Below are 22,767 nucleotides of genomic sequence, written 5' to 3'. Positions count from 1 at the left end.
GATTACCGTTTGAGTTAAAATCTTATCTTGAATTAGTAGAGCTCACAGGGCGATGCTTGCGTGAAGATAAGCGCGGCCACATTGAAGAGGCAAACTTACCACTTTTAGATCGCATCAATATCTCCCCAGAAAACTGGTTAAAACTCACTACACACTTTACCCGCGTATTTCATGGTGCAGTTGGTAGACCGTCATCACACACAAGTTACTGTGAAAATTTAAACAGAAAACGACGCAGCAACCTCAGCAACTGCGAAAAACTTCTGGCGTAGTGTTCACACTCATTTAAAACTTAAAATTGCTCTTCAAGGGAAAAGCGTATGTGCCCGCAATGTAGACTCCTGCATTTTTGAATTTAGTCAAATTCATTGAAACTGTGTTTAAATCGTGATTATGTCGAAAATGTTCACTTACTAATGACTTCAAGCGATGTGTTTATTGTTTTGCTTCCAATAAATAATTAAGATGGGTGTCAACTTAAGTTCTGTTTACCATGAGAAATTATGAAAAACGTTAGATTTTTAGTGATTATATTAAGCTTTGTTGTATTAACAGGTTGTTCAAGTACAAAATTAATAGTTGAACGTAGTTACACCTACCAATTGTCAGATGTATTTACTCAAGAGGTTATTGATGAAGCGAGCGTTCCAGAAAAAGGGATGTCTCTATTCAAAGCAAGGCTAGAAGCACAAATGAGTCAATTTGGACTAAGCACTAGTAATGATGCTAATAAGAAAATTGAAATTACTTTCATTGATTATAAAATGAGGCATGGCGCAGCCAGAGCGTTAGGCGGTTTCATGGCTGGCACAGATAATATTTCAACGATAGTTGTTATTAAGGATGTAAAAAGCGATGAAACTATCGCTAGGTTAAAGGTTACGTCAAGAAATAAAGCTGCAGTAGGGACATCAAAGGGACTTATTGAGGATCATGCAGATAAAATCGTAACATATATTAAAACAGGGAAGTATTAAGTCGGAGGTCTTTTTATATGTTGTGTAAAAACATTAAAAGTCACCAGAAAGATCTGATACATATGGCATGTTAGTATACTCAGTGTGAATTTCGTACTGATTTGGATGGCTTATGGATTACAAAACATTTTTACCAAGTAAAGATATAGCCTCTTTTGTTAATTTTTTCTGGACACTCGAGGTATCTCCAGAAGAAAATTCAGAAAAGCAGAGAATTGTACCTGATGGAAGTATTGAATTGGCTTTCATTTTAGGTGATGACATTAAAAGGTACACTTCAGGTAATCATTATATAATTCAACCACGTGCAATGGTACTTGGGCAAACCGTTTCCCCTTTTTATATTCAACCGACAGGTTATGTTCATACCTTTGCTGCCAGCTTTTTACCTTATGCTTTTTCTAATTTCGTTTCTGAACCCATCAATAATCTAAAAAATAAAGAAACATCAATTTATGAATTGTTTGAAAGCAATGAATCAGAGGAGCTAGAAAAAAGTATTATTAAAGCTCTAAACACAAGTGAAAGAATTGAAATACTTGAAGCATTTCTTTTTTCAAAACTTAGTAATCCGCGAACTATTGAAAATGTTGTAAAAGCAACCGTTGAGATTCTCTTTTCGAACAATGGCAATATACCCATTAACAAAATTATAAATTCAGATCCCAATCAAAAACGACAATTAGAAAGAAAATTTTTAGATATAGTTGGAGTTAGCCCTAAGAAGTTGAGTAAGCTTATTCGCTTACAAACTGCTTTGAAGTTATTAATTAATCATGACGAAAGCCTTACTAATATAGCGTACAAATGCAATTACTATGATCAATCTCATTTTATTAAAGACTTTAAAGAGTTTACAGGGGTAAAGCCGCGTAACTTTCTTGGTGACAAAAGTATGGCTCTTTCTTTGCTTTTTTATAAATAAACGGCCCTGTCGTTTTTTTACAATTTATTATGCTTTCCTATGCCTATATTGAAAATGTGGTCGTTCGAAGAAATACGAGTGAGAACGTTCCCATCAATAATAGTGTTAGTGACTCGGTTTACTGACTGTAAAACGTAAATAATAAGGAGAGTGAAATGCAAAGTTTGGCATCGATTTTTGAGATCCCTGCGACCGACTTAGATCGCGCTGTAAAATTTTATAGCAACATTTTTACTTTAACCATCGAAACTATGGATATTCCAGGAATGAAGATGGGGTTATTTCCATATAAGGATCAATCTACGGTTGGTATCATTATTCAAGGAGAAGGTTATTTGCCCTCTACTGCTGGCCTTACATTGTATTTAAATGCAGGTGAAGACCTACAAGTCGTTCTATCTAAGGTTGAAGTGTATGGCGGGAAAGTACTTGTATCCAAAACATCCCATGCGGACGAAAGTGGTTTTTTTGCATTGTTTATAGATACCGAAGGAAATAGACTTGGTTTACATTCACCTAACTAAGTAGCTCATATTTTAGACTGTTTGAATTTGATAAGGGCATTAAAAAGATGACGTTAAGAAAGTGGAGCTAAAAAGCCTCCCACTTTTATTACTGTAAATTTAGATATTTAATTCGGGGAATGGCTTTATGCTGTGTATACAAAGCGTATCTATTATCAATAAATATTAGGGCTGGGTGCGTTACTATAATTGGAATTAAAGGCAATAAAAGAGCTTAAATCACCTTTTATTGCCTTGTAGTTGGTCGTGCTTAAAACACTGAGCGAAATGAAGAGCGTCCAGATGAGCGACGCTCATTGCGACGACTACGCATGCGGCTGTGTAGTTCGCGACGTTTTGCGTCTAGCCATTCATCACGAGTAACGGTAGCGTTACCATTGCGGCTTTCTTCACGGCTACGATAGGCGCAAAACTCTTCAAATGCTTCAACATCGTCACTAAACTCGCCAGCAACCAGTTCAATCATAATCGCGTCATCTAAAAAGCCTAGTACGGGAATATGATCAGGCACTAAATCTTCAGGATCACTAAAGTAAGCCAAGGCACTTAATATTTCTACGCGTTCTTCTTCAGGGATTTGCCATTCAGTATCTTCAATCATTGCGACAAATGTTTCTAATTTTTGGATGCGAAGGCGAACAAACTCAGGCACATTGTCTATTATATTTGAGCTGATTTTTTTAGCATTATTAATTATTACCTGCTCACTTAGTAATTTAGCGCCCTGTTGTGCTTTACGCATTACATCGCGAAAGTGCTCTAAATCGGTATCTGATAATTCAAACTTAACTTCAAACGCCATTATAATTCTCCTGTATTGGCTATATGGTCACAGTAAATAATCGCTATGACAGACAACATTAACATTAGCTTATTGTCATTGTTGAATTTAGCAGATCCTTTGGCAGGCAGCACGTTTAATAGTTGGTTTTTTATAAAATATTTGTAATTTACATGTTACATCGTGCTATTGTTTTATGTATTACTTAATTGATAGTTTAAATAGTCATAGTGAGCTTATGTCTCAAGAAAATCAGGTAGTGAATATAAATAGTTCACTTTCTTCACAAGAAGAAGTCTCCGTTATTAATGATAGTGAGGCGGTGGCTCAAACGCTTTGTGATAATTGCCACCAATCAGTTGAAGGGGCATTTTGCTCTAACTGCGGGCAGTCGCTCGACTCCACGTTAAAGTATTTTTGGGTGGTTATTTTACATTTACTCGATGATATTTTTAGCTTTGACTCCCGTGCCAGTCGTACTTTATGGCCGTTAATATTTCGCCCCGGTTTTTTAACTAATGAGTATTTTGCTGGTAGGCGAGTGCATTACGTGCCGCCACTGCGCTTATATTTATTCATTAGTATTGTGTTTTTTTTAACTCTAAAATTAACTGTTTCTGGAGAAGACCAACAAACGATTGAAATGAATAATAACAAAGCTGCTATTACTCAAGTTACAGAGTATATTAAAACGCTTAATGAAAAAAAATTACAAGCTCAGCCGACACCAGATAATAAAAATATAGCGAGCATTGATGCCGATTTAGCGAGGTTTAATCGCTACCTTGATGATTTAAAGCTTGATATTTCTATTGCTGAAAATGCCAAACTGGTGAGTACGACTCGACAGCTTGCTACCATAGAACTTGAGCGCGTTAAGTTAGGCACAGATGACAAAAGTAATAGCATTACTATTTCAAATAGTGCTGATGGTAGTTTGTCATTTGATTTTTTATCAGATGAAAGTAATAAGAAGCTTGATGATTCTGCTAAAAAACTAGCAGAAAAAGCGAAGAAAACGTTTACCACGGATACTAATCGTTTAATCAATGAAGTATTAGGAAAACTACCACAATTAATGTTTGTACTTTTGCCTATATTTGCGCTGTTACTTAAGGTGATTTTTATCTTTTCAAAGCGTCTTTATATGGAGCACTTAACTGTGGCACTGCATAGTCATAGCTTTATTTTTGTCAGTTCATTATCAATTGATCTGTTAGATGTAGCACATGATCATGTTAAGGCGCTGGGTGGCGGGTTTGCTACTGTTGCGGCGAGTATTTTAGGGTTCATTGGATTTGCTTTGCTGATATGGATACCTATTTACTTGTTTATAATGCAAAAACGTATTTACAAACAAGGTTATATATTCGCTTTTTTCACTTATGGTTTTGTCGGTATTATCTACTTTATATTAATGGCATTAACGACGGTTGTGGCAATTGTTTGGGGTTTAACCGAAATTTAGACTTTAAAATAAATAATAAAAAGAACCTTTGTAATCTTTGTGCACTTAGTATTATTAACCCTAATACCACTTAATTGCGCGTGTTTTAGGCGAGCAATCAGTGGTAAAGGTAAATACACACAAGCTTTAGCTATCTTAGAAAGTAACTTGTAGCCTCGAAATATGGCTAATTTTTATAACCTTATATTACTCATATCGCAGTGCGTTAATTGGTCTTTCCTTAGCTGCAATGGCTGATAGCGAGCCAACTGTTACCCATGCAATCACGAATGCTAATAATGCTGCTAACACAAACGGGAATATCGACAAATCAACACGGTATACAAAATTATTTAACCATTGCTGCATGATGAGGTAAGCGATAGGCCAAGCTATAACGTTGGCGATTAATACCTGCTTTGAAAACTCTTTATTAATCAGCATTACAATATCAAATACCGAGGCGCCTAATACTTTACGAATGCCAATTTCTTTAGTCCTACGCTGGGTTGTAAAAGACGCCAGACCAAACAACCCTAAACACGCAATAAATATGGCGAGTAATGAGAACAGGTTAAATACAATAAATTCTTTGTCTTCTTGTTGGTACATTTGTTCGAATGTCTCTTCTAAATAAGCAAGTGATATAGGTTGCTCAGGGATTAAAGTTGCCCACGTTTGCTCAATAAAGTCGCGAACTTGAGTTGCATTTTTGTCGTACTTAATTGACATTGAATAGCCCGCGTCGCTATTTAATAAATGATAAGTGGGGCTAATCTCAGTTTTTAGCGATGAGAAGTAATAATCAGTTGATACACCCACAATCGTTGCAATGCTTTCTTTGCCGTGGCGTCCGGCGAGTACTTTAAATTGCTTACCTACCGCTTCTTGCGCACTAAATCCTAAACTTTTTGCCGCCATTTGGTTTACTACTACAGAAAAGGCGGGGGTTGGATTTTCGTCACTTGGTTGCTGGTATTTATCTGCAGGAAAATCAAGACTAAAGCTGCGACCGCTTATAATATTGATGTTGTAACCAGTAAAGTAATCTTCATCTACCGATAATACTGGCATCATCTGAAATACATTTGTGATTGGGTTTATAAGACCAAAAGAGTCGGTTAATGTGCCTGTAGGAAAACGTGAGCTGGCAGTTACATTAATAATGTTGGGGTGTGATTGCAGCTGAGTTTTTAATGCATCACGTTTACTGCTCGCTTCGTTAGTATATAAACCTCTTATTACAAAGGTGTTCGACTTATCATAGCCAAGCTCGATGTTACGTGCGTAGTTTAGCTGTGAACTGGCAACTGTGGTCGCAACAATTAAAATAATTGCCACACTAAACTGAAATACTACTAGCCCTTGGCGAAGGAGTGCCCCAGCTTTACCTTGAGTTACTTCGCCTTTGAGTACCTTTGCAGGTTTAAACGCACTTAAATAAAATGCGGGGTAGGCGCCAGAAATAATTCCAATCACAAGACCCAATAATAATAAAGTGAGTAGGAGTGTGCTATCTAAATAATTAAAGCTCAGAGTTTTGCCAATAAAGCTCGCAAACATGGGTAAGCTTGCTTCAACTAACGCCATTGCAATAAATAGCGCAATATAACAAAGCATGATTGCTTCAATCATAAATTGCGCAATCAGGCTGTATTTTTTAGCGCCTAAGGTTTTACGAACCCCCACTTCTTTGGCGCGTTTGGTTGCGGTTGCAGTAGAGAGGTTCATAAAGTTAACGCAGGCAATTAATAGGATCAGCGCAGCGATAATGCTGAACGAATAGACGATATTTATATCACCATTGTTTTTAAGTTCACCATACAAATTTGATTTTAGGTAAATATCAGTCACAGGTATTAAGGTGTAATGCAAAGAGTCACTGGTGTTAGCCCGAATGTGATTGTCTAAAAAATCAGGGATTTTTGCTTCAAGCGCTGCTACATCAGTAAGTGGCGCTAACTTAAAATAGGTCGAATAGTTAAAACTTGGGTTTTGATCCCAGTTTGGATTATTCAAAAATGCAGGCGCTGTGCTCATACTAATGAGTGCAAATACATCTAAATGGGTACGTTTAGGTAAATCCTTGATAACACCCGTTACTTTAAGTGAAATACGGTTTGCTAATATTAATGTCTCACCTACCGCATTTTGATTTGAAAAATGTTTCTGGGCGGCAGATTCAGTTAGAACAATTGAATTAGGTGCGCTTAATGCTGTAGCACTGTCCCCTTGGAGTAATTCTAATGAGAAAAAATCAAGGGTATTACTATCAGCCAGTAGTATGCCGTCATCGCTAAAGTGCTGGGTGCCGTAACCTAAGGTTGCACCTATTTCGCGAAGGCGAGCAGCTTCAATTATCTCATCAAAATAAACACTAAAACGCTCAGCGTTATACACAGAGCCCGGAGCAAAATTTTGCTCTGGGGAGCCCGGTACAGTTAATTTTAACGAAGTACGGTAAATGTTGTTATGATCTTCAATAAAGGTGTCGTAGCCAAGCTCCGACTCCACAAAAATAGCCATGCTAATACAAATAGCAAGGCCGATTGCTAAACCTAAAATATTAATACTTGAATATAGCTTTTGTTTTAAAAGGCTTCGATAAGCGATGGTTAAGTAATTACTAAGCACTACGCGCCTCCTGCATATTCTGAGATACAATATGGCCGTCTAATACGTTGATCACGCGGTGTGCATAATTAGCATGATGATCAGAGTGAGTGACCATGACGATGGTGACTCCTTCACGGTTTAATTGCGCTAAAAGTTGCATCACTTCTTCGCCGTTTTTAGAGTCTAAATTGCCGGTTGGTTCATCGGCAAGCAGCATTTTTTGCTCAGCAACTATCGCTCGTCCTACTGCAACTCTTTGTTGTTGCCCCCCTGATAACTGCTGCGGGTAATGATCTTTACGATGGGCAATGTTTACTTTTTCTAAAATAGCTAATACGCGTTGTTCGCGTTCTTTTTTGCTAATTCTTTGATAGACCAAAGGGAGTTCAACATTCTCAAATACGGTAAGTTCGTCAATTAAGTTAAAACTTTGGAAGATAAAGCCAATGTTGTCTTTGCGAATATCAGCTAATTTGTTTTCGGTAAACCCACTGATGTCCTTGTCGTCAAAAATATACTCACCTTGGTCTATGTGGTCTAACATACCGACAATGTTCAGTAAGGTTGATTTACCCGAACCAGACTGGCCCATAATAGCTACAAACTCACCGCGTTCAACGGTTAAAGATACACTGTCTAGGGCGTAGGTTTCGACCGATTCCGTTCTAAATATTTTGCTGATGTTGTTAAGGTTGATCATGGCAATTGCCCTTAATTTGTTAATTTGATTGATTCTATGTTTTTATAATTGCTGTAGCTTGAGGTGATCACGCGATCTCCTACATTTAAGCCCGACAGCACTTCAATGAATTTATTATTTATTTGGCCAAATTTTACCTGTTTTTTAACAGCCACTTGGCCACCTTCTTCAATGACAAATACCCACTTGCCCGCGGTATCTTGGTAAAAGCTACCATTTGAAAGCATTGTGGCAGGCTTTGCATCAGCGAGTAATAACTCCATTTGCAAGCTTTGCCCTCGACGAATACGCTGTGGTAATAAGTCATTAAAAGTTAAATCAACTTCAAAGCGACCATTTGATACTTCAGCGTAAACCTTGCTCAGGGTTAAGGTATAGGCTTGTCCAAGATGAGTAAGCGTGGCTGTTTGCCCCGCAAAAACTCGGCCAAGGTAGAATTCATCAATAAAAGCGGTGACTTTATATTCATTCATAATGTCGACTTGACCAAGGCGTGAGCCGCGTGCTTTAGATTCTCCTAATTCGGCATTAAACGAGGTCAGTTGGCCATCAATTGGGGCTTTGATTATCAAGTTTTCAAGGTTTTTACGTGCAAAGCGTAGATTTTTATTTAGCTGGCTCACACTGTCTTCAAGTTGTGCTATTTGCGTCGTTCTTATTATTTCATCCTGATCTTGTTGTTCTACCACAAGCGTACGGCGATCTTTTAAATACAGTGTTCTATCAATCACTGTTTTTAGCTCATCTTGTGAAACAAGGTTGTTTGCTACCAGTTTTTTGTGTTGCGCCATTTTTCGCTCGCTTTGCTTAATTTCAAAGTCTAGTTCTAACAAATTACGCTTTAGGTTTAGCCTATTTTGGTCAATGGCTAATCGGGTATTGTGCAAGTTGTTTAGTTGCTCTGAGATTTGTGCTTCACGGGAAATTACATCTAGCTGTAAACCTGTGTTACTCAAAGCGAGGAGCTTATCGCCTTTTTTAACGATTGCTCCTTCTTCAACAAAGCGTTGCTCTACACGGCCGCCTTCAATGGCATCAAGAAAAACTGATTTACTGGGGGTGATATTACCCCGTAATGGGATCATATCGCTAAATTCGCCTTTTATCACAGTGCTAACTTTTACCTTGTCGCTTGCAACGTTATACCGACTACCACTGCCACTGACTGTATTGCTTAACAGGAAGTAGCTAATTGCCACTGCTGGTAAGGCTAACCACCAGAGTTTAAAAGTGCGCTTTTTTGTAATCAACTTATCCATAACTATCCATCTAAAACTCAACGTTGGTATAGATATAACAAGTTGTGTGCCAAAAAATATAACTCTTATAAAACATGTTGTTACTGTTTTTTTTACTAATTTAAAAAATAAAGGTGTAAAAAAATTAAACACTTGATGTACGATATCGTACAGTTCGATTGAAGGAATAACCCATGAGCCTCTCAGATAAAGCAATTTTAGTGGTAGACGATAATGCCGAAATTTTAATAGCCACTAAAATGCTATTAAAACAGCACTATAAAAAAGTAATGACGCTGGATAACCCTCACGATATTGCGCAAGCTTTTGCCAAACAGTCTTTTTCTTTGGTTCTGCTTGATATGAACTTCACCCGTGACTCAACCTCAGGCGCAGAAGGCTTTTACTGGTTGAAACAAATTAAAGCGCTTGATGAAGATGCCGTGGTTGTGCTGTTTACCGCCTTTGGAGATATGTCGATGGCAGTTGAGGCTATTAAGCTAGGCGCTAGTGACTTTGTACTTAAGCCTTGGCAAAATGAAAAGTTACTGGCGACGGTGGCCAATTGTATTGACTTAAGTACACAGCGACAAAAAACTAAAAAGCTTAATCAAATAGCCCAATTGTCGCTTGCAGCACAGAATCGCCCATTTGAAAACCTGATTGCAGCAAGTCCCGCTATGGAGCAGGTTTTTACAACCATCGAAAAAGCAGCAAAAACAGATGCTAACGTATTGATTTTAGGTGAAAGCGGCACAGGTAAAGAGGTGATTGCACGGGAGTTTCATAAACATTCATTGAGAGCAAAAGACACATTTTTATCAGTTGATATGGGGACTATCGCAAGCTCGCTTTTTGAGAGTGAGTTGTTTGGGCATACCAAGGGGGCTTTCACTGACGCCAAAGAGAACAAACAAGGGCGATTTGAATTGGCCGATATGGGGACTTTGTTTTTAGATGAAATAGCTAACACTCCCTTAGAATTACAAGGCAAACTGTTAACAGCCATTCAAAATAGAGTGATCACTCCCGTTGGTGGCAGTAAACAAATAGAGATAGATATTAGGCTTATTACTGCCACTAACGTGAACCTTTACGATAGGGTGCGCGAAGGTAGCTTTCGACAAGATTTGCTCTATCGAATCAATACCGTTGAGATCACACTTCCGCCACTCAGAGATAGGCCACAAGACATTCCATTGCTGGTTGAGTTTTATACTCACTTATACAGTGAAAAATATAAGCTTCCTGTAAAGAGTATTAGTGATAACACCTTAGATGAATTATTTACCTATGCATGGCCTGGTAACATTCGAGAGTTGCAACATTTAGTTGAGCGGGCGGTTATTTTATCAGATGGTAATCAATTACATTTTCAGCTTGCAAATACACAACACTGCGAAGCAATAGCACTTAAACCGATTACTTATAATTTAGCGGAGATTGAACAAATAACTATCGAGCAGGCGCTTGCTGATTTTAAAGGCAACATCAGTCATACAGCTAAAGCACTGGGGATCACCCGTCCTTCTTTATATCGAAAAATGGAGAAGTACGGTGTTTAATAAAACCAGCTATCATGTATTAACACTATTTATTGTTGCATTAATATTCAGTTGCTTAGGTTTGTATGGTGTGTTTTTTAGTCATGCAATATTACTCAGTACCATCTCCTTTATGGCTGCGTTAATTTGTGTGGGCTTGACCTTAAAAATATTTTATAAACAACAGGCGCAATTTAATGAAGTTATCAATGCGCTTAAGTATCAAGATAGCAGTTTTAGACTGAGTGCAGAGCATACACTGGGTGCTAAAGAGCAAGCAATTTGCAACGATCTCATTCAGCGTGTTCAAGCCGATAAATTCCAACAAGCCGAACAAGTCGCGCTTTTTGAGACCATGCTGCAACACGTTGATGCAGGTGTTATCCTCACTAAAAATCAGCGCGATATAGTGGTGTGTAATAATAGTGCAAAGCAAGCATTGGACATTCGTAATACCAACACGGTCAACGAACTTATGGCATCACTGCCTGTTCTCGAGCTGGCAAAGCAGGGAGAGAGTGTTGCAAATGATATGTTGTTTAAATACCTTGCCTTTACCTATCATAATAACCAATATGAATTATGGCTGTTTACGGCCATTTCTCAACAAATAGAAAGTACCCAAATAGACGCTTGGCAAAAGCTGATTCGCGTTCTTATTCATGAAATAGGTAATTCAGTTGCACCAATACATTCATTAGCAAACACGCTTGTCACTATCACTGAGCAGCAGCTCGTCCATGAATTGGCAGATAAAGATTTAGTAGATGACTATCTACAAAGCCTTAATGCGATTGGTATTCGTAGCCAATCTTTGTTGGGTTTTGTGGAAGACTACCGGAAGTTGACCCATGTACCGCATTTAGATTTACAGCCAATATTGGTTCAGGACCTTTTTGACGATTTGCAGCCTTTGATTAATGCTCAGTTATTCGACTGTGATATTACATGCAACTTTGAAATTGAACCTAAGCAGCTTAGTATCTCGGTTGATAAAAAAATGTTAGAGCAAGTGCTTATTAACCTGCTAAGTAACGCAGTAGAGGCCCTAAAGCTGAGTTGTAAGCCTGAAAAAACAATATCGATTTCGGCAAAAATTAATCGCTATGGCAAAAGTGAGATTAAAATTAACGATAATGGCGATGGCATAGAATCAAGTGCATTAGAGAAAATTTTTATCCCCTTTTTCACCACCAAAAAAAAAGGCTCAGGAATTGGGTTGGCGTTGAGCCAACAAATAATCCATCGTCATAAAGGACGGATAAAGGTCGAGTCTGAAGTTGGTTTGGGGGCTAGTTTTACGTTGATTTTATAATGGGGGATTATACCCAAAACGCATCTTGAGGTGGCTTGGTATATAGGTCGATCATTTAGATGACGATCATTGAGATAGTAACCATCTCAGATGCTGTAATAGTGATAAGTATTGAATCTGCACTCTTCAAATAAAAAGCTTACCTAAAACATTCAAGCGACAGCTTTTTTAACCTCAAAAACTAACGCTTATAGTGCGATAAGGCAATTCTCAACGGCGATAATGACTATAAAAGTAGAAAACGACTAAACGATTGAACCAAAATAGGAACTCGGCTATGGTTGATGCATCAATAAAAATAAATTTAAAAACGAGCAACTTCATTGGCTCGTTATTGGTACATTAAATGAAAACGGTCGATAAAAAGTCACGTCTTATAGCGCGCATTTTTGGTTTAGCTTTTAGTTTTCTTTTATATAATTTATTAGTTGTTGGTGCGCTTTCTTACAACTCTATGGGGCGTGAAATTACAATCACAGCAAGTAGCAACCCCGTCAAATTTTACTTTGGTATAGTTTGGTGTTTCGTTATGGTTTTGGTATGTGTTTATTTCGGTATTATTGCAAAATTAAAAACCGAAGAGTCATGTAGTAAATAGTTATAGGTGGTGTATCTAGTATTGAAGCGTCTTGAACCTAATGTTATAAACGTTGCTTTATTTATGATAAACAGTCATCTAAGCGCTAGAATACAAGTTTGAATGGATTGTACATAGGCACAACCACAGTTAAGAATTTAAAACACGTGAATGGATTGTTGTATTTAACTAAAGTAAGTGGCAATAGGGATTTAAGTAAATGATTGCAAAGTTAGATAGCGCCAATGATGCAGTGGCAAAGCAAATTTATACTATTTTTCAACGTTCTTATACAATTGAAGCGCAGCTAATCGGGTCGCTTAACTTTCCTCCATTATCTCGCACCGTTAATAATATAAAAAATTCGACAACAGTTTTTTATGGTTATTTTGCAGAAGAGTGCCTTGCGGGTGTAATTGAACTAGCGATAACGAGTAAGCAGTTAGAAATAAATAGTTTAACGGTAGGCCCCGATCATTTTAGAAAGGGTATCGCAGATAAATTAATAGACTATGTGTTAAACAGCTTTGTAGCGCCAACCAACATAACAACCGCAGTCGTTGAAACTGCCGTGCTGAATGGGCCTGCTATTAAGCTGTATAAAAAACATGGCTTTGTTGAGTTTAAAAGGTGGATGCCAGATCACGGTATAGAAAAGTTAGCAATGCTGGCAGAAAACCTGAATTAATAACCTGAAACCTCAATAATAAGTTTACTAAAAATAGTTATTTCATTATTCAAGTACTTGAATTTAAATATTACTTTTTATTTAAAGTGTAACGTTTTTTTAGTTACAAAAACCAGAATCCAATCTTGACGCGGGGCTGTACTAGGTAATTGAATTATGTCACAAGTAAAGTAATGCTGTTTTATTAATCGGAACTAAATTGTCCGGTAGTCTGGTTTATTTTATGTTAAGTGTTTATTATATTTAACAATTACATTAACTTTGAGACTTAAATGAAAAAAATTATAATAGGAGGAGCTCTTTGTGTACTTCCTTTATTCTCTCACGCAGAAACAAAAATAATAACAGAAGTTTTAATTGGTAAATCGAGTAACGATATTTACTCTTTAACGGAATCAGAAAGCGCTAAAAAGCATTACTCATCCAAGCAAAATACGAATTCTACCGGTTTTAGGGTAGGTTTAAATTTTACAGATTACTTAACCGTTGAATTATCGAAACATAAACATGGTAGTAGTGATAATATCGCTACAGTAATTATGCCTGAGCAACATGGTTTTTTAGAGCACCGTTTCGAGGCTGAGATTCCAATAGATATAGAATCGATACGATTTGGTGTCAAAGGCGAGCTTGAATTATTTGATGATTTTTCAGTTAACGGGCGGTTTGGCCTTGCTCATTGGAATTATACTGGGAGCACCCCTTTAAAACTTTCTCATCCTTCATCGCATTATGATATTGGCAAAAGTGGTAACGCTCCATATGCTTCACTTGGGTTTGATTACAAATTAACAAAAAATTTGTATGTAGGTTTAGAGTATTCACTATTTAAAGCGAAAGACAAAGCAGAGGTAACTGATCTTGGTGTTGCCACTCATTCATATGAACATAAAGTAAAAGACTTGTTATTAGTTGTTGGTTGGAAGTTTTAATTACTAAAGCAAGATAACTTGATTTCAAAAACAACCCATTTGAAGCGCAAAATGGGTTGTTTCTTACTTTTTGCTTTTAGGCATTAATACATCGGATTAAATAGCTGCTCTTCATATTTTGCTGAGCTATTAATACTTTTAAGTGCAGTGCTTATTTCATCAGGGGCGGGGGTACGTATCCGCTGATCACTATGGAAGGTTTATCTTGATTCGGGTATCATCTGTGCAACTTTGATTCTCAGTTGCTATTTATGACCACGTTAAGTGCCAAGGAAAACATTCAAGCCATTGTTAAGGCTATTAAAAGTGAAGAAGCACGGCTTCGTCAAAAACACCCACTGTTAACCCACCAAAATACCTTAGGGTTAATTATTTTGCTCTTATCGCTTAGTGCATTTATTGGTGTGGGGACTTTATATTACTTTGCAATCATCCCTGCGTGGTTGTGTATTATTTTAGCTGCTATTGCCGCGTCGATTTCGCATGAGCTAGAACACGACCTTATTCATAAGCAATATTTTAGTAATCAGCCATTTATGCATAATTTTATGATGCTGACAGTATGGCTTATGCGACCTAATACGGTTAACCCGTGGTATCGCCGTAAAATGCACTTACATCATCATAAGGTGTCCGGCACAGAGCAAGACCTCGAAGAGCGGTTAGTCGGTAATGGTATTAAAAACCCATTCTTACGCGTATTAGTGATTGTTGATGGGTTACTTGGATTATTAATTAACGCTAAGCGCTTTAGTAAAGAAATCAAAGGCTTTAGTTTCTTAAACGTATTTAATGCAGGTTTTCCTGTCACAACGGTGTATTTTGCTATTTTATACAGTGTGATTGTGTTTCATGGGGTTAACGTATTTATGCCGCTTGAACAAAGTTCACCGGCGTGGCTTTTGGATATTATGGCTGTGTTTGAGTTTTTAATGGTGGTATTAATCGTGCCTAACATTATTCGCTCAAGCTCACTTAACTTTGTTACCTCATCAATGCATTACTACGGAGGAGTGAATAACATGCTTGAACAAACACATGTGTTAACTAGTCGTGTGTTTATGCCATTTAACCTGTTTTGTTTTAACTTTGGTCATACCCATACTATTCATCACTTTGTGCCTAATCAGCCGTTTTATTTACGCCAAATGATCAGCAAAAAAATCCTTGAAGTAATGAAGCATCACGGTGTGCGATTCAATGATTTTGCTAGTATAAAGCAAGCTAATCTGTACCAAGCAAATAATACGTAAGGCGTTCGTATTTCTTTAGCACTTTATTGCACCGAAATTGATGCTACTGCGTATAAAATCAATTTAGGTGCAATATGCAGTTCAGTGATAGTCAAAAATCTCGAATTATTGAAATGGCGTGGGAAGATCGCACGCCATTTGAAGCGATAGAAAACCTATATAGTTTAAATCACTCCCAGTTAGTTGGCTTTATGCGCAGCAATGTATCTGCGGGTTCGTTTAAAGTATGGCGTAAACGCCATGCAGGGCGAACAACAAAGCATCTTAAGTTACGCGATCCCGCCATTATGCGAAGCCATTGCAAAACACAATATAAAAATCGTTAAAGCTTTTGTTGCTTGAATTCAAGTATTAAGTAACACTAAATCAGACAGCGCTAAAAGAGCTGAGACTGTTTTGCTCATTATCAAATCGTTATTTTAATGATGCTTGAAATAAAAACACATCACGCCATGTCTTCTATATAAGTAATGCGAGTTATTTGGAGATAATAATATGTGTTCATCAGTGAAAAGTAGCCGAGCAGTAAAAAAATCGCAGATAAACTTTGATAACGAATTAAGTGATCAGCAGCGACTAAGCTTTGCCGCTAAAGCTAACTTGGCGCAAGTGCGCCGTGAGCAGCGTGAGGCTATTAATAAAAAGTGGGCGCAAAAGCATGCTGTAAAATCGCCCACTCATTTTAGGGGATTATACCCAAGCCACCTCAAGATGCAGAATTCAGCGTTTCACAGGGGTTTAATATCAAGGCGTTACTTTGCAACAATGGCAGTCCCTTTTAAGAAGTAATAACGATGAGAGTAAGCGCCTGTGAAACGCCCAAAGGGTTGGTTTAAAAGCGATTTATACTGCGTTATTGATTTTAACAATAGAACCACTATTATTTGCAATCAATGCCTTGCCTAAATCGCTTTTAATTCCAACTGAAACTCGCATTTTGAGATTGCTTGGGTATAGAATGGTTTAAACGTTATTTGGCATGGTGACATTACGTCCACCGAGGTAGCCAAATATGGCACATAAGCCGCTGGCGAGCGCGCATAACCACAACGTGGTTGACCAGCTACCAAAGTGGCTATGTAACGAGCCAGCTAAAATAGGCCCTGATGCGGCAAGTAAGTAACCAAAACATTGCGCCATACCTGAGAGCGAAGTCGCTTGGCGAGAATCATGCGTGCGTAAACTTATAAACGACAGCCCCAAAATAAAGCATGCCCCAGAGCAAAACCCTAATGTGATTGACCAAATAGATGCAAACTCAGGCAAGTATAGTAGCCCCAGTGAGCAGCAAGCTGCTAATAATGCCAATATACAAGTAAGTAAACGTTGATCTTTTAATTTTGCCAATAAAGGAATTAGTATGATACCTGGTATCGCTGATGCTACCTGAAAGCTCCCTTGCAGTGCCCCAGCTTGCTGTGCACAGTGGCCACCTTCAATTAAAATACTGGGTAACCAACCAATCATTATGTAAGTAAAAAACGAATTTAACCCGAGTAGTAAAGTAATCTGCCACGCCAGCGGCTGACGCCATACTTTTATGCTGTTGGTATTATTGAGTAGTGCTTTATCAGGTTTTGTATGTAGCTTTAATTGCGGCAACCAAATGACAAGACTTACAATCGTGAGTAAGCCATAGCAGGCTAGCGCCAGTTGCCATCCCATATTTTTGTAGTCGGCCAAAGGGATAATTAATGCTGAATAACTGCCACCAAAAATACCCATGGCAAGTACGTAAGAAGAGGTCATCACAGCGACTTTATGAGGAAAATCACGTTTAATTAAGCTTGGTAAGAGTACATTGCCAATGGCTATACCCACTCCAATAATCGCTGTACCGAAGTAAAGAGCGGAAGCAGAGTCAATTAATCGAGAGCTAAGGCCTGCACCAATAAGTAAAAGCGCAATAAAAAGAGAGATTTCAAGCCCTTGCTTTTTGGCTAAGCTTGCTGCCATTGGGCTGGCTAAAGCGAATGCAATTAAAGGTAACGTGGTGAGCATACCGGCTTGTGTTGGCGTTAAGCTAAACGCCAAAATGATTTGATCAAGTACCGGTGCAATTCCTGTGACAGGTGCGCGTAAATTGGCGGCAATAAAAAAAATACCAAGAATTAAAATAGCAGAAGAAAATAAAGTGCGATTAGCTGGAGTGGAATACAAAACTAACATCATCAATTATGAAAAACGTAGCCCTATGGTAACTAATCGTCAGAGAACTTGGTAATAAATGAGGTGAAAGTAATAAATTTGGAGGAATAAAATATTATTTAATTTATTAGTTAAAAATTTAACCCCACTTCTAAAGGTCATCCGTTAATAGCATTAGTAGCAGTGTATTAAACAAGGTGACTCTATGAACAACTCTTCAAAAAAAATTAATGGTATAAAATGTAACTATCGTTTAGCAACAATTAGCTTTAGTGTTTTGTTAGGGCTAACGGCCTGTAACCAAAGCTCAAATAAAATGAGCGAAAAGGCAAATGATGAGAAAAAACAGCAGTCTGAGGCAATTGTAATAATTCAAAGCAAACAAGAAACTAATGCACGAGTCAATGATGCAATACAAGCAGATGTGCAAACAAGGCGACGTCTGGCTCCTGTTAGTTATGCCGCGCAGCCACAAGGGTTAATGCTTTCAAACGTTATGATAGAAAAACGCCCTGATCCAAGTAATCATATTGTATTTTCGACAGAGCAAGATCGTGAAAAATACATAAAGTCACAACAAAACCCCGTTAAACAGGCTGCTATTGAGCCTGTTTCTACTTTTTCGGTGGATGTGGATACAGGCAGTTACAGTAATGTTCGTCGTATACTAAATGCAGGTAAGTTACCACCAGTTGATGCAGTGCGAGAAGAAGCGTTTATTAATTATTTTAGCTACGATTACAGCGCGCCTACAAGTATAGACACGCCCTTTAACGTGCATACTGAACTGGGTATTGCACCGTGGGATGAACGTAGGCAGCTTGTAAAAATTGGTATTAAAGGATTTGAAATTGAAAAAGCAGATTTAAAAGCTGCTAATTTGGTTTTTTTATTGGATGTATCGGGTTCAATGAATACGCCAGACAAACTGCCTTTATTAAAAACCAGTTTAGCCATGTTGACTAAACAACTCGATGAAAATGACTCCGTGGCAATCGTTGTATATGCCGGCGCAGCTGGTGTTGTGTTGCCTGCCACTAAAGGTAATGATCATCAGGCAATAACCACCGCGCTAAAACAATTAGCTGCGGGAGGCTCAACCAATGGTGAGCAAGGCATTGAGCTTGCGTATCAAATAGCACAGCAAAACTTTAAAAAAGAAGGTGTGAACCGAGTGATTTTAGCCACCGATGGCGATTTTAACGTCGGCTTACAATCGACCGAGGCGCTTAAAGCGCTGGTGGCCGACAAACGTAAAACAGGGATTGCGTTAACTACGCTGGGTTTTGGTCAAGGCAACTATAACGATGGTTTGATGGAACAATTAGCCAACATTGGCAATGGACAACATGCTTACATTGATAACATCAACGAGGCACGTAAAGTACTGGTTGATGAGCTAAGTAGTACGATGCAAATTATTGCCAAAGACGTAAAAATTCAGGTGGAATTTAACCCGCAGCAGGTGGCTGAATATCGCTTGATTGGCTACCAAAATAGGCTACTTGCAACGGAAGACTTTAATAACGATAAAGTTGATGCAGCAGAGCTTGGCGCGGGGCACACGGTAACAGCCCTTTATGAAATTACACTTGCAAACTCGCCTAATAAACGTATTGATGACTTACGTTATAAAACCACACAGCACAAAAGCAACGATAGCCAAGAGCTTGCGTTTGTTAAAGTGCGTTATAAACAACCAAATAGTGAGCGCAGTGAATTAATCAGCACTCCAGTATTTATGCCAAAAAACGATAGTGACTGGTTAGATACAAGTACAGATTTTAAATTTGCGACTGCGGTTGCTGGGTTTGCTCAGTTACTTAAAGGTGCAAAATACACCAGCGACTGGCACTATGAAGATTGCGCTAAATTAGCGATAAAAAATAAGGGGAATGACCCGTTTGGCTATCGTAGTGAGTTTATTCAGCTGGTAAAAACTGCTGATGTCCTTCACTAAAATATAAAGTATTAGGGCGTGTTGACCTTTGTGGATTGAAATTTGTTCAACCTAGGGGCGATTTAATCGCGGCGCGAGGTTTGTAACCTAGCGGGCTAAGTAAAAACCGAGCAATAAAGAGTCAATCGCCCCTAGGAAGAACCCTTTGGGCAGCGCATGTTTGGCATTTATACTGCGTTATCGCCTATTTATGGGGAACAACCACACAGCATAGGCGCTGCCTTGCCTAAATACCAAACATACTGCTGCAAAATTAATCACGAAAGGTCAACACGCCCTAATGTAAGAGGCTAATATATAAAAATCAGCCATTCATAAAGGGGCGCCATGAAAGATGAGAAAAACGTAGCAGATGAAACGCTAATGCTTAAATATGGCCAAGGTGATGTGCAAGCATTTACACTTTTGTACACACGGCACAAAAGCAGCCTTTATCGCTATTTTGTTCGTCAGTGCTCATCGGTAGCGCTAGCCGAAGAGCTCTTTCAAGAGGTGTGGAATAAACTGATTAAAGCGCGTTCAAATTATCAAGACAGCGCAAAGTTTACGACTTGGTTGTATCGGATCGCCCATAATGAGCTTGTCGATTATTACCGCCGTAGTGCTACCTACAATAAAGTAATAGCTGCGAATGATGACCACAATATTGATGATAAATCAGGGAGTAGTTTTGAGTATGATCCGAGAGAATATGCGCCGAATGAGTATGCAGGTGAACAGCTCGGGCATGATGATATGCTTTATTTATCGCAACAAGCACATTACTTAAAAGCATGCTTAGCTCAATTACCACGCCAGCAAAAAGAGGCCTTTTTATTAAAGCATGAAGCAAGTTTTACATTAGATGAAATTGCTGAGTTGGTAGGGGAGTCCGCTCATAATATTAAAAGTAGGATACGTTATGGATTGGCCAAACTAAAACAGTGCATCATGCATAAAATGGGGGAATAGATGACTGATAAATTCACTAGTAATAACATTGCTTCGCTTTATCGTGATGGTGCAACAGAGCAACCAAGTTCAGCGCTGGATCAACAAATATTGCAAAACGCAGTGAATGCAGTGCAGCCCAAAGTAAAATCAAAACGTTTTTATCAAACGTGGTATGGGCGGCTATCAACAGCAGCATCGTTAATGTTAGTTAGTTTGCTGTATTGGCAAAATACAGATCAATTTACCTCTGTAAATGACTTGCCAGCTCTCGAACCTGACGCGAACATTAATTCAACGCCAGTCATTAAGCGAAGTGAGCGTGCAGCCCCAGCCTCGTTACTCGCAGAACCAATGGCTGATGAGCTAAAGCTTGAAGTGCAAACAGAGTTACTGCGTAGTCGTAGCATGAAAAAGCAAGCACCTGCGAATGACTTTGCTGTTACGTTAAAGCAGGTTGATATGTTTCTTGCTAAAGGCCAGCCTGAAGAGGCCAAGTTATTGCTAATTGAGTTATTGGAAAAATACCCCGAACAAAAAGTACAGTTAGCGCCTAAATATAAAGAACTGCTTGGCAATAATATGGGTTTAAAATAATAAATAGCAGATAACTTAAAGGCTACTTATACCCAAACCACCTCAGTTTGGGTATAGCTTCACAATTGTGATAAATGTGGCGTAAATATTCAATAATAACGTTAGCTCAACAGGTAATGTGACTGCATATATTTTATGTATTTACCTATTGATAAAGTGAGACGTTATTTTGAATTTAGCAAATCAGCCCCAAGCTCTTTCTACCACGGCAAAGGTGTTTAATCTTAAACACCAAAGTACACGAGTTACATTTGAATATGAGATCTCAATGCAGTTGCGCAAAGATAGCTTATTTGAAGCTAAACGAGTGTGGCAAGGGAATACGTTACCATGTGAAAAGTCACCTTATATTGCCATGGAAACAGCACTTTGGAGCCCTGAAGCAGGACTGCTACAGGCTACAATGCATCAACCACACCTTGATGAATCGGCTAGTTTAGACATTAATCACGATAGCAGCACCAGTGTGCTAAACAGCAAAAAAACGAACTATCAACAAAACATCAAGCAACTAACTTTTACACGCCGACCATGCACTTTACTGAGTATATTATTTGAAATTACACATCATTGGACGCCGCTTTTAGCGGGGGAGGTTGTGTCATTTGATTATGCTGTACTAAAAGTCCAAGCACATACGGGGGTTAGCCTTCGTATGCAAAAACAAGGATCTTACCGTGTAGTGAGTGTGACTCCCAATAACTGGTTTTGGCGTATGTTATTTGGCTCAACCAACTATTATTTTCAAGGCGATGTCCCTGCACTTGTTAAAATAGAGGGCTTGCTTGAGCCTAGGGATCGTAATTTGCGCGGTAAATATGTGGAGTATTTAGGCCGATCAATTTTTGATAATCCCGTCGACCTTTCTATTTTTAAGGAGTACGGTAATGAATAAAACCGTGTTGATCACCGGCGGAACGAGAGGCATTGGTCGAGCTTTAGTTAAGCAGTATTTAGCGGCGGGTTACAGCGTTTATGCAACGGGTAGTAATGAAAACAGTGTGGCTAAAAGTAACCTAGAACTTCCTGATGTGCAGTGGCTAGTATGTAATCTAATGAGTGTTAAAAGCATAGAAAACTTAGCGTCTTCTATTATTAATAGGTCGTTTGATGTTGTGATCCATAATGCCGCAGTGCAGCAAAAAAGAGATTTATTTACGGCTAATAACGAACTTATTAGTATTGAAAACGAAACCATGATTAATTTTACCGCGCCCATTTTATTAACTCGTTTATTATTTTCAAACGTGCAGAAAGTGGCGGGTACGTGGGTATTTATTACAACTGGCTTGGCTGTATCGCCTAAGCAAAGTTCGCCAATATATTGTGCGAACAAAGCCGGTATTCGAGCGTTTTGTAAATCATTTAATGGTCAGGTTACACGCCATAAAAGCGGTATAACCGTGTGTGAAGCAATATTGCCTATGGTTGAAACTGACATGACAAATGGCTATGGCCGAGGAAAAATAAGTCCTGCACAAGCAGCGCGCGAAATCATAAAAGGTGCAGCAAAGGGCCAAAAAGAGATTCATGTTGGTAAGGTGCGTATATTAATGAAAGTACGGGCTTTATTTCCTAATTTGATCGAAAACGTTATGATTAAGCTATAAAAGGG

22 protein-coding genes and 1 pseudogene are annotated in these 22,767 nt (G+C 38.4%); 18 read left to right on the top strand and 5 right to left on the bottom strand.

Annotated features, from left to right (window positions below; genetic code table 11):
* The 4 genes and pseudogenes from A7967_RS16230 to A7967_RS16215 all read left to right on the top strand — a co-directional run.
* A pseudogene (locus A7967_RS16230) lies at positions 1 to 272 on the top strand (transposase); the annotation flags it as partial.
* 231 nt (positions 273 to 503) lie between these two features.
* Complete coding sequence (locus A7967_RS16225) at positions 504 to 977, top strand: DUF4410 domain-containing protein (RefSeq protein ID WP_054206215.1); 474 nt, start codon at positions 504 to 506, stop codon at positions 975 to 977.
* 112 nt (positions 978 to 1,089) lie between these two features.
* Positions 1,090 to 1,902, top strand: coding sequence for a helix-turn-helix transcriptional regulator (locus tag A7967_RS16220; RefSeq protein WP_054206214.1), 813 nt, complete (start codon positions 1,090 to 1,092; stop codon positions 1,900 to 1,902).
* Positions 1,903 to 2,057: 155 nt separating this feature from the next.
* Positions 2,058 to 2,426: a VOC family protein gene (locus A7967_RS16215; protein ID WP_054206213.1), complete on the top strand. Its 369-nt coding sequence runs from the start codon at positions 2,058 to 2,060 to the stop codon at positions 2,424 to 2,426.
* Between the two features lie 250 nt (positions 2,427 to 2,676).
* On the opposite strand, the gene A7967_RS16210 is transcribed toward A7967_RS16215, so the two are convergent.
* Positions 2,677 to 3,228: a YkvA family protein gene (locus A7967_RS16210; protein WP_054206212.1), complete on the bottom strand. Its 552-nt coding sequence runs from the start codon at positions 3,226 to 3,228 to the stop codon at positions 2,677 to 2,679.
* 217 nt (positions 3,229 to 3,445) lie between these two features.
* Between A7967_RS16210 and A7967_RS16205 the strand changes: the two genes are divergently transcribed.
* Complete coding sequence (locus tag A7967_RS16205; RefSeq protein ID WP_064435859.1) at positions 3,446 to 4,675, top strand: DUF3667 domain-containing protein; 1,230 nt, start codon at positions 3,446 to 3,448, stop codon at positions 4,673 to 4,675.
* 186 nt (positions 4,676 to 4,861) lie between these two features.
* Here the strand turns inward: A7967_RS16205 and A7967_RS16200 are convergent, their stop codons facing one another.
* Genes A7967_RS16200 through A7967_RS16190 form a run of 3 tightly spaced genes read right to left on the bottom strand, consistent with a single transcriptional unit; the run spans position 4,862 to position 9,229 of the window.
* Positions 4,862 to 7,288: an ABC transporter permease gene (locus A7967_RS16200; protein ID WP_054206210.1), complete on the bottom strand. Its 2,427-nt coding sequence runs from the start codon at positions 7,286 to 7,288 to the stop codon at positions 4,862 to 4,864.
* The gene (locus tag A7967_RS16195; RefSeq protein ID WP_054206209.1) at positions 7,281 to 7,970 is read right to left on the bottom strand and encodes an ABC transporter ATP-binding protein; all 690 of its coding nucleotides are present in this window, start codon (positions 7,968 to 7,970) and stop codon (positions 7,281 to 7,283) included. The genes A7967_RS16200 and A7967_RS16195 overlap by 8 nt, the downstream gene beginning before the upstream one ends.
* An 11-nt stretch (positions 7,971 to 7,981) precedes the next feature.
* Positions 7,982 to 9,229: an efflux RND transporter periplasmic adaptor subunit gene (locus A7967_RS16190; protein ID WP_054206208.1), complete on the bottom strand. Its 1,248-nt coding sequence runs from the start codon at positions 9,227 to 9,229 to the stop codon at positions 7,982 to 7,984.
* Between the two features lie 173 nt (positions 9,230 to 9,402).
* On the opposite strand from A7967_RS16190, the gene A7967_RS16185 reads away from it, so the two are divergent.
* The 8 genes from A7967_RS16185 (at position 9,403) to A7967_RS16150 (ending at position 16,306) form a co-directional block, all read left to right on the top strand.
* Entirely contained in the window at positions 9,403 to 10,773 is a 1,371-nt protein-coding gene (locus A7967_RS16185; RefSeq protein ID WP_054206207.1) for a sigma-54-dependent transcriptional regulator, read from the top strand.
* Positions 10,766 to 12,067, top strand: a complete 1,302-nt coding sequence (locus A7967_RS16180) for a sensor histidine kinase (protein WP_054206206.1) — start codon at positions 10,766 to 10,768, stop codon at positions 12,065 to 12,067. Before A7967_RS16185 ends, A7967_RS16180 begins: the two co-directional genes overlap by 8 nt.
* 346 nt (positions 12,068 to 12,413) lie before the next feature.
* On the top strand, positions 12,414 to 12,665 hold the full coding sequence (locus A7967_RS16175) for a hypothetical protein (protein ID WP_054206205.1): 252 nt from the start codon (positions 12,414 to 12,416) through the stop codon (positions 12,663 to 12,665).
* Between the two features lie 199 nt (positions 12,666 to 12,864).
* On the top strand, positions 12,865 to 13,332 hold the full coding sequence (locus A7967_RS16170) for a GNAT family N-acetyltransferase (RefSeq protein ID WP_054206204.1): 468 nt from the start codon (positions 12,865 to 12,867) through the stop codon (positions 13,330 to 13,332).
* Positions 13,333 to 13,604: 272 nt separating this feature from the next.
* Positions 13,605 to 14,264, top strand: a complete 660-nt coding sequence (locus A7967_RS16165; RefSeq protein WP_054206203.1) for an outer membrane beta-barrel protein — start codon at positions 13,605 to 13,607, stop codon at positions 14,262 to 14,264.
* Between the two features lie 251 nt (positions 14,265 to 14,515).
* Positions 14,516 to 15,517 (top strand): fatty acid desaturase, encoded by a 1,002-nt coding sequence (locus A7967_RS16160; RefSeq protein ID WP_054206202.1) that lies wholly within the window; start codon positions 14,516 to 14,518, stop codon positions 15,515 to 15,517.
* Positions 15,518 to 15,591: 74 nt separating this feature from the next.
* A complete protein-coding gene (locus A7967_RS16155) occupies positions 15,592 to 15,843 on the top strand; it encodes a TIGR03643 family protein (protein WP_054206201.1) in 252 nt (83 codons plus the stop codon).
* Positions 15,844 to 16,012: 169 nt separating this feature from the next.
* Complete coding sequence (locus A7967_RS16150) at positions 16,013 to 16,306, top strand: hypothetical protein (protein WP_244507109.1); 294 nt, start codon at positions 16,013 to 16,015, stop codon at positions 16,304 to 16,306.
* A gap of 174 nt (positions 16,307 to 16,480) precedes the next feature.
* Here the strand turns inward: A7967_RS16150 and A7967_RS16145 are convergent, their stop codons facing one another.
* On the bottom strand, positions 16,481 to 17,686 hold the full coding sequence (locus tag A7967_RS16145) for an MFS transporter (RefSeq protein ID WP_231659080.1): 1,206 nt from the start codon (positions 17,684 to 17,686) through the stop codon (positions 16,481 to 16,483).
* A gap of 184 nt (positions 17,687 to 17,870) precedes the next feature.
* Here A7967_RS16145 and A7967_RS16140 point away from each other — a divergent pair, with 184 nt between their 5' ends.
* From A7967_RS16140 to A7967_RS16120, 5 genes are all read left to right on the top strand, one after another.
* Entirely contained in the window at positions 17,871 to 19,625 is a 1,755-nt protein-coding gene (locus tag A7967_RS16140) for a vWA domain-containing protein (protein WP_054206199.1), read from the top strand.
* A 327-nt stretch (positions 19,626 to 19,952) separates the two neighbouring features.
* Positions 19,953 to 20,576 carry a sigma-70 family RNA polymerase sigma factor gene (locus tag A7967_RS16135; protein ID WP_054206198.1) on the top strand — a complete coding sequence of 208 codons (624 nt, stop codon included), beginning with the start codon at positions 19,953 to 19,955 and terminating at the stop codon, positions 20,574 to 20,576.
* On the top strand, positions 20,577 to 21,152 hold the full coding sequence (locus A7967_RS16130) for a hypothetical protein (RefSeq protein WP_054206197.1): 576 nt from the start codon (positions 20,577 to 20,579) through the stop codon (positions 21,150 to 21,152). It begins immediately after the preceding gene.
* A 268-nt stretch (positions 21,153 to 21,420) separates the two neighbouring features.
* Complete coding sequence (locus A7967_RS16125) at positions 21,421 to 22,047, top strand: hypothetical protein (protein ID WP_231659075.1); 627 nt, start codon at positions 21,421 to 21,423, stop codon at positions 22,045 to 22,047.
* Positions 22,040 to 22,762 (top strand): SDR family NAD(P)-dependent oxidoreductase, encoded by a 723-nt coding sequence (locus A7967_RS16120; RefSeq protein ID WP_054206195.1) that lies wholly within the window; start codon positions 22,040 to 22,042, stop codon positions 22,760 to 22,762. Before A7967_RS16125 ends, A7967_RS16120 begins: the two co-directional genes overlap by 8 nt.
* Positions 22,763 to 22,767 lie beyond the last annotated feature (5 nt).

The sequence above is a fragment of the Pseudoalteromonas neustonica genome, assembly GCF_001653135.1.
In the GTDB taxonomy this organism is placed as follows: Bacteria; Pseudomonadota; Gammaproteobacteria; order Enterobacterales; family Alteromonadaceae; genus Pseudoalteromonas; species Pseudoalteromonas neustonica.
Note: the sequence above shows the minus strand (reverse complement) of the source record. Positions and strands in the feature narration are given on the sequence as shown.

Excerpts from the sequence above, each read along its gene's own strand:
- A7967_RS16225 (WP_054206215.1), top strand. The coding sequence starts at position 504 with ATGAAAAACGTTAGATTTTTAGTGATTATATTAAGCTTTGTTGTATTA.
- A7967_RS16220 (WP_054206214.1), top strand. The coding sequence starts at position 1,090 with ATGGATTACAAAACATTTTTACCAAGTAAAGATATAGCCTCTTTTGTT.
- A7967_RS16215 (WP_054206213.1), top strand. The coding sequence starts at position 2,058 with ATGCAAAGTTTGGCATCGATTTTTGAGATCCCTGCGACCGACTTAGAT.
- A7967_RS16210 (WP_054206212.1), bottom strand. The coding sequence starts at position 3,228 with ATGGCGTTTGAAGTTAAGTTTGAATTATCAGATACCGATTTAGAGCAC.
- A7967_RS16205 (WP_064435859.1), top strand. The coding sequence starts at position 3,446 with ATGTCTCAAGAAAATCAGGTAGTGAATATAAATAGTTCACTTTCTTCA.
- A7967_RS16195 (WP_054206209.1), bottom strand. The coding sequence starts at position 7,970 with ATGATCAACCTTAACAACATCAGCAAAATATTTAGAACGGAATCGGTC.
- A7967_RS16190 (WP_054206208.1), bottom strand. The coding sequence starts at position 9,229 with ATGGATAAGTTGATTACAAAAAAGCGCACTTTTAAACTCTGGTGGTTA.
- A7967_RS16185 (WP_054206207.1), top strand. The coding sequence starts at position 9,403 with ATGAGCCTCTCAGATAAAGCAATTTTAGTGGTAGACGATAATGCCGAA.
- A7967_RS16175 (WP_054206205.1), top strand. The coding sequence starts at position 12,414 with ATGAAAACGGTCGATAAAAAGTCACGTCTTATAGCGCGCATTTTTGGT.
- A7967_RS16170 (WP_054206204.1), top strand. The coding sequence starts at position 12,865 with ATGATTGCAAAGTTAGATAGCGCCAATGATGCAGTGGCAAAGCAAATT.
- A7967_RS16165 (WP_054206203.1), top strand. The coding sequence starts at position 13,605 with ATGAAAAAAATTATAATAGGAGGAGCTCTTTGTGTACTTCCTTTATTC.
- A7967_RS16160 (WP_054206202.1), top strand. The coding sequence starts at position 14,516 with ATGACCACGTTAAGTGCCAAGGAAAACATTCAAGCCATTGTTAAGGCT.
- A7967_RS16155 (WP_054206201.1), top strand. The coding sequence starts at position 15,592 with ATGCAGTTCAGTGATAGTCAAAAATCTCGAATTATTGAAATGGCGTGG.
- A7967_RS16150 (WP_244507109.1), top strand. The coding sequence starts at position 16,013 with ATGTGTTCATCAGTGAAAAGTAGCCGAGCAGTAAAAAAATCGCAGATA.
- A7967_RS16145 (WP_231659080.1), bottom strand. The coding sequence starts at position 17,686 with ATGTTAGTTTTGTATTCCACTCCAGCTAATCGCACTTTATTTTCTTCT.
- A7967_RS16140 (WP_054206199.1), top strand. The coding sequence starts at position 17,871 with ATGAACAACTCTTCAAAAAAAATTAATGGTATAAAATGTAACTATCGT.
- A7967_RS16135 (WP_054206198.1), top strand. The coding sequence starts at position 19,953 with ATGAAAGATGAGAAAAACGTAGCAGATGAAACGCTAATGCTTAAATAT.
- A7967_RS16130 (WP_054206197.1), top strand. The coding sequence starts at position 20,577 with ATGACTGATAAATTCACTAGTAATAACATTGCTTCGCTTTATCGTGAT.
- A7967_RS16125 (WP_231659075.1), top strand. The coding sequence starts at position 21,421 with ATGCAGTTGCGCAAAGATAGCTTATTTGAAGCTAAACGAGTGTGGCAA.
- A7967_RS16120 (WP_054206195.1), top strand. The coding sequence starts at position 22,040 with ATGAATAAAACCGTGTTGATCACCGGCGGAACGAGAGGCATTGGTCGA.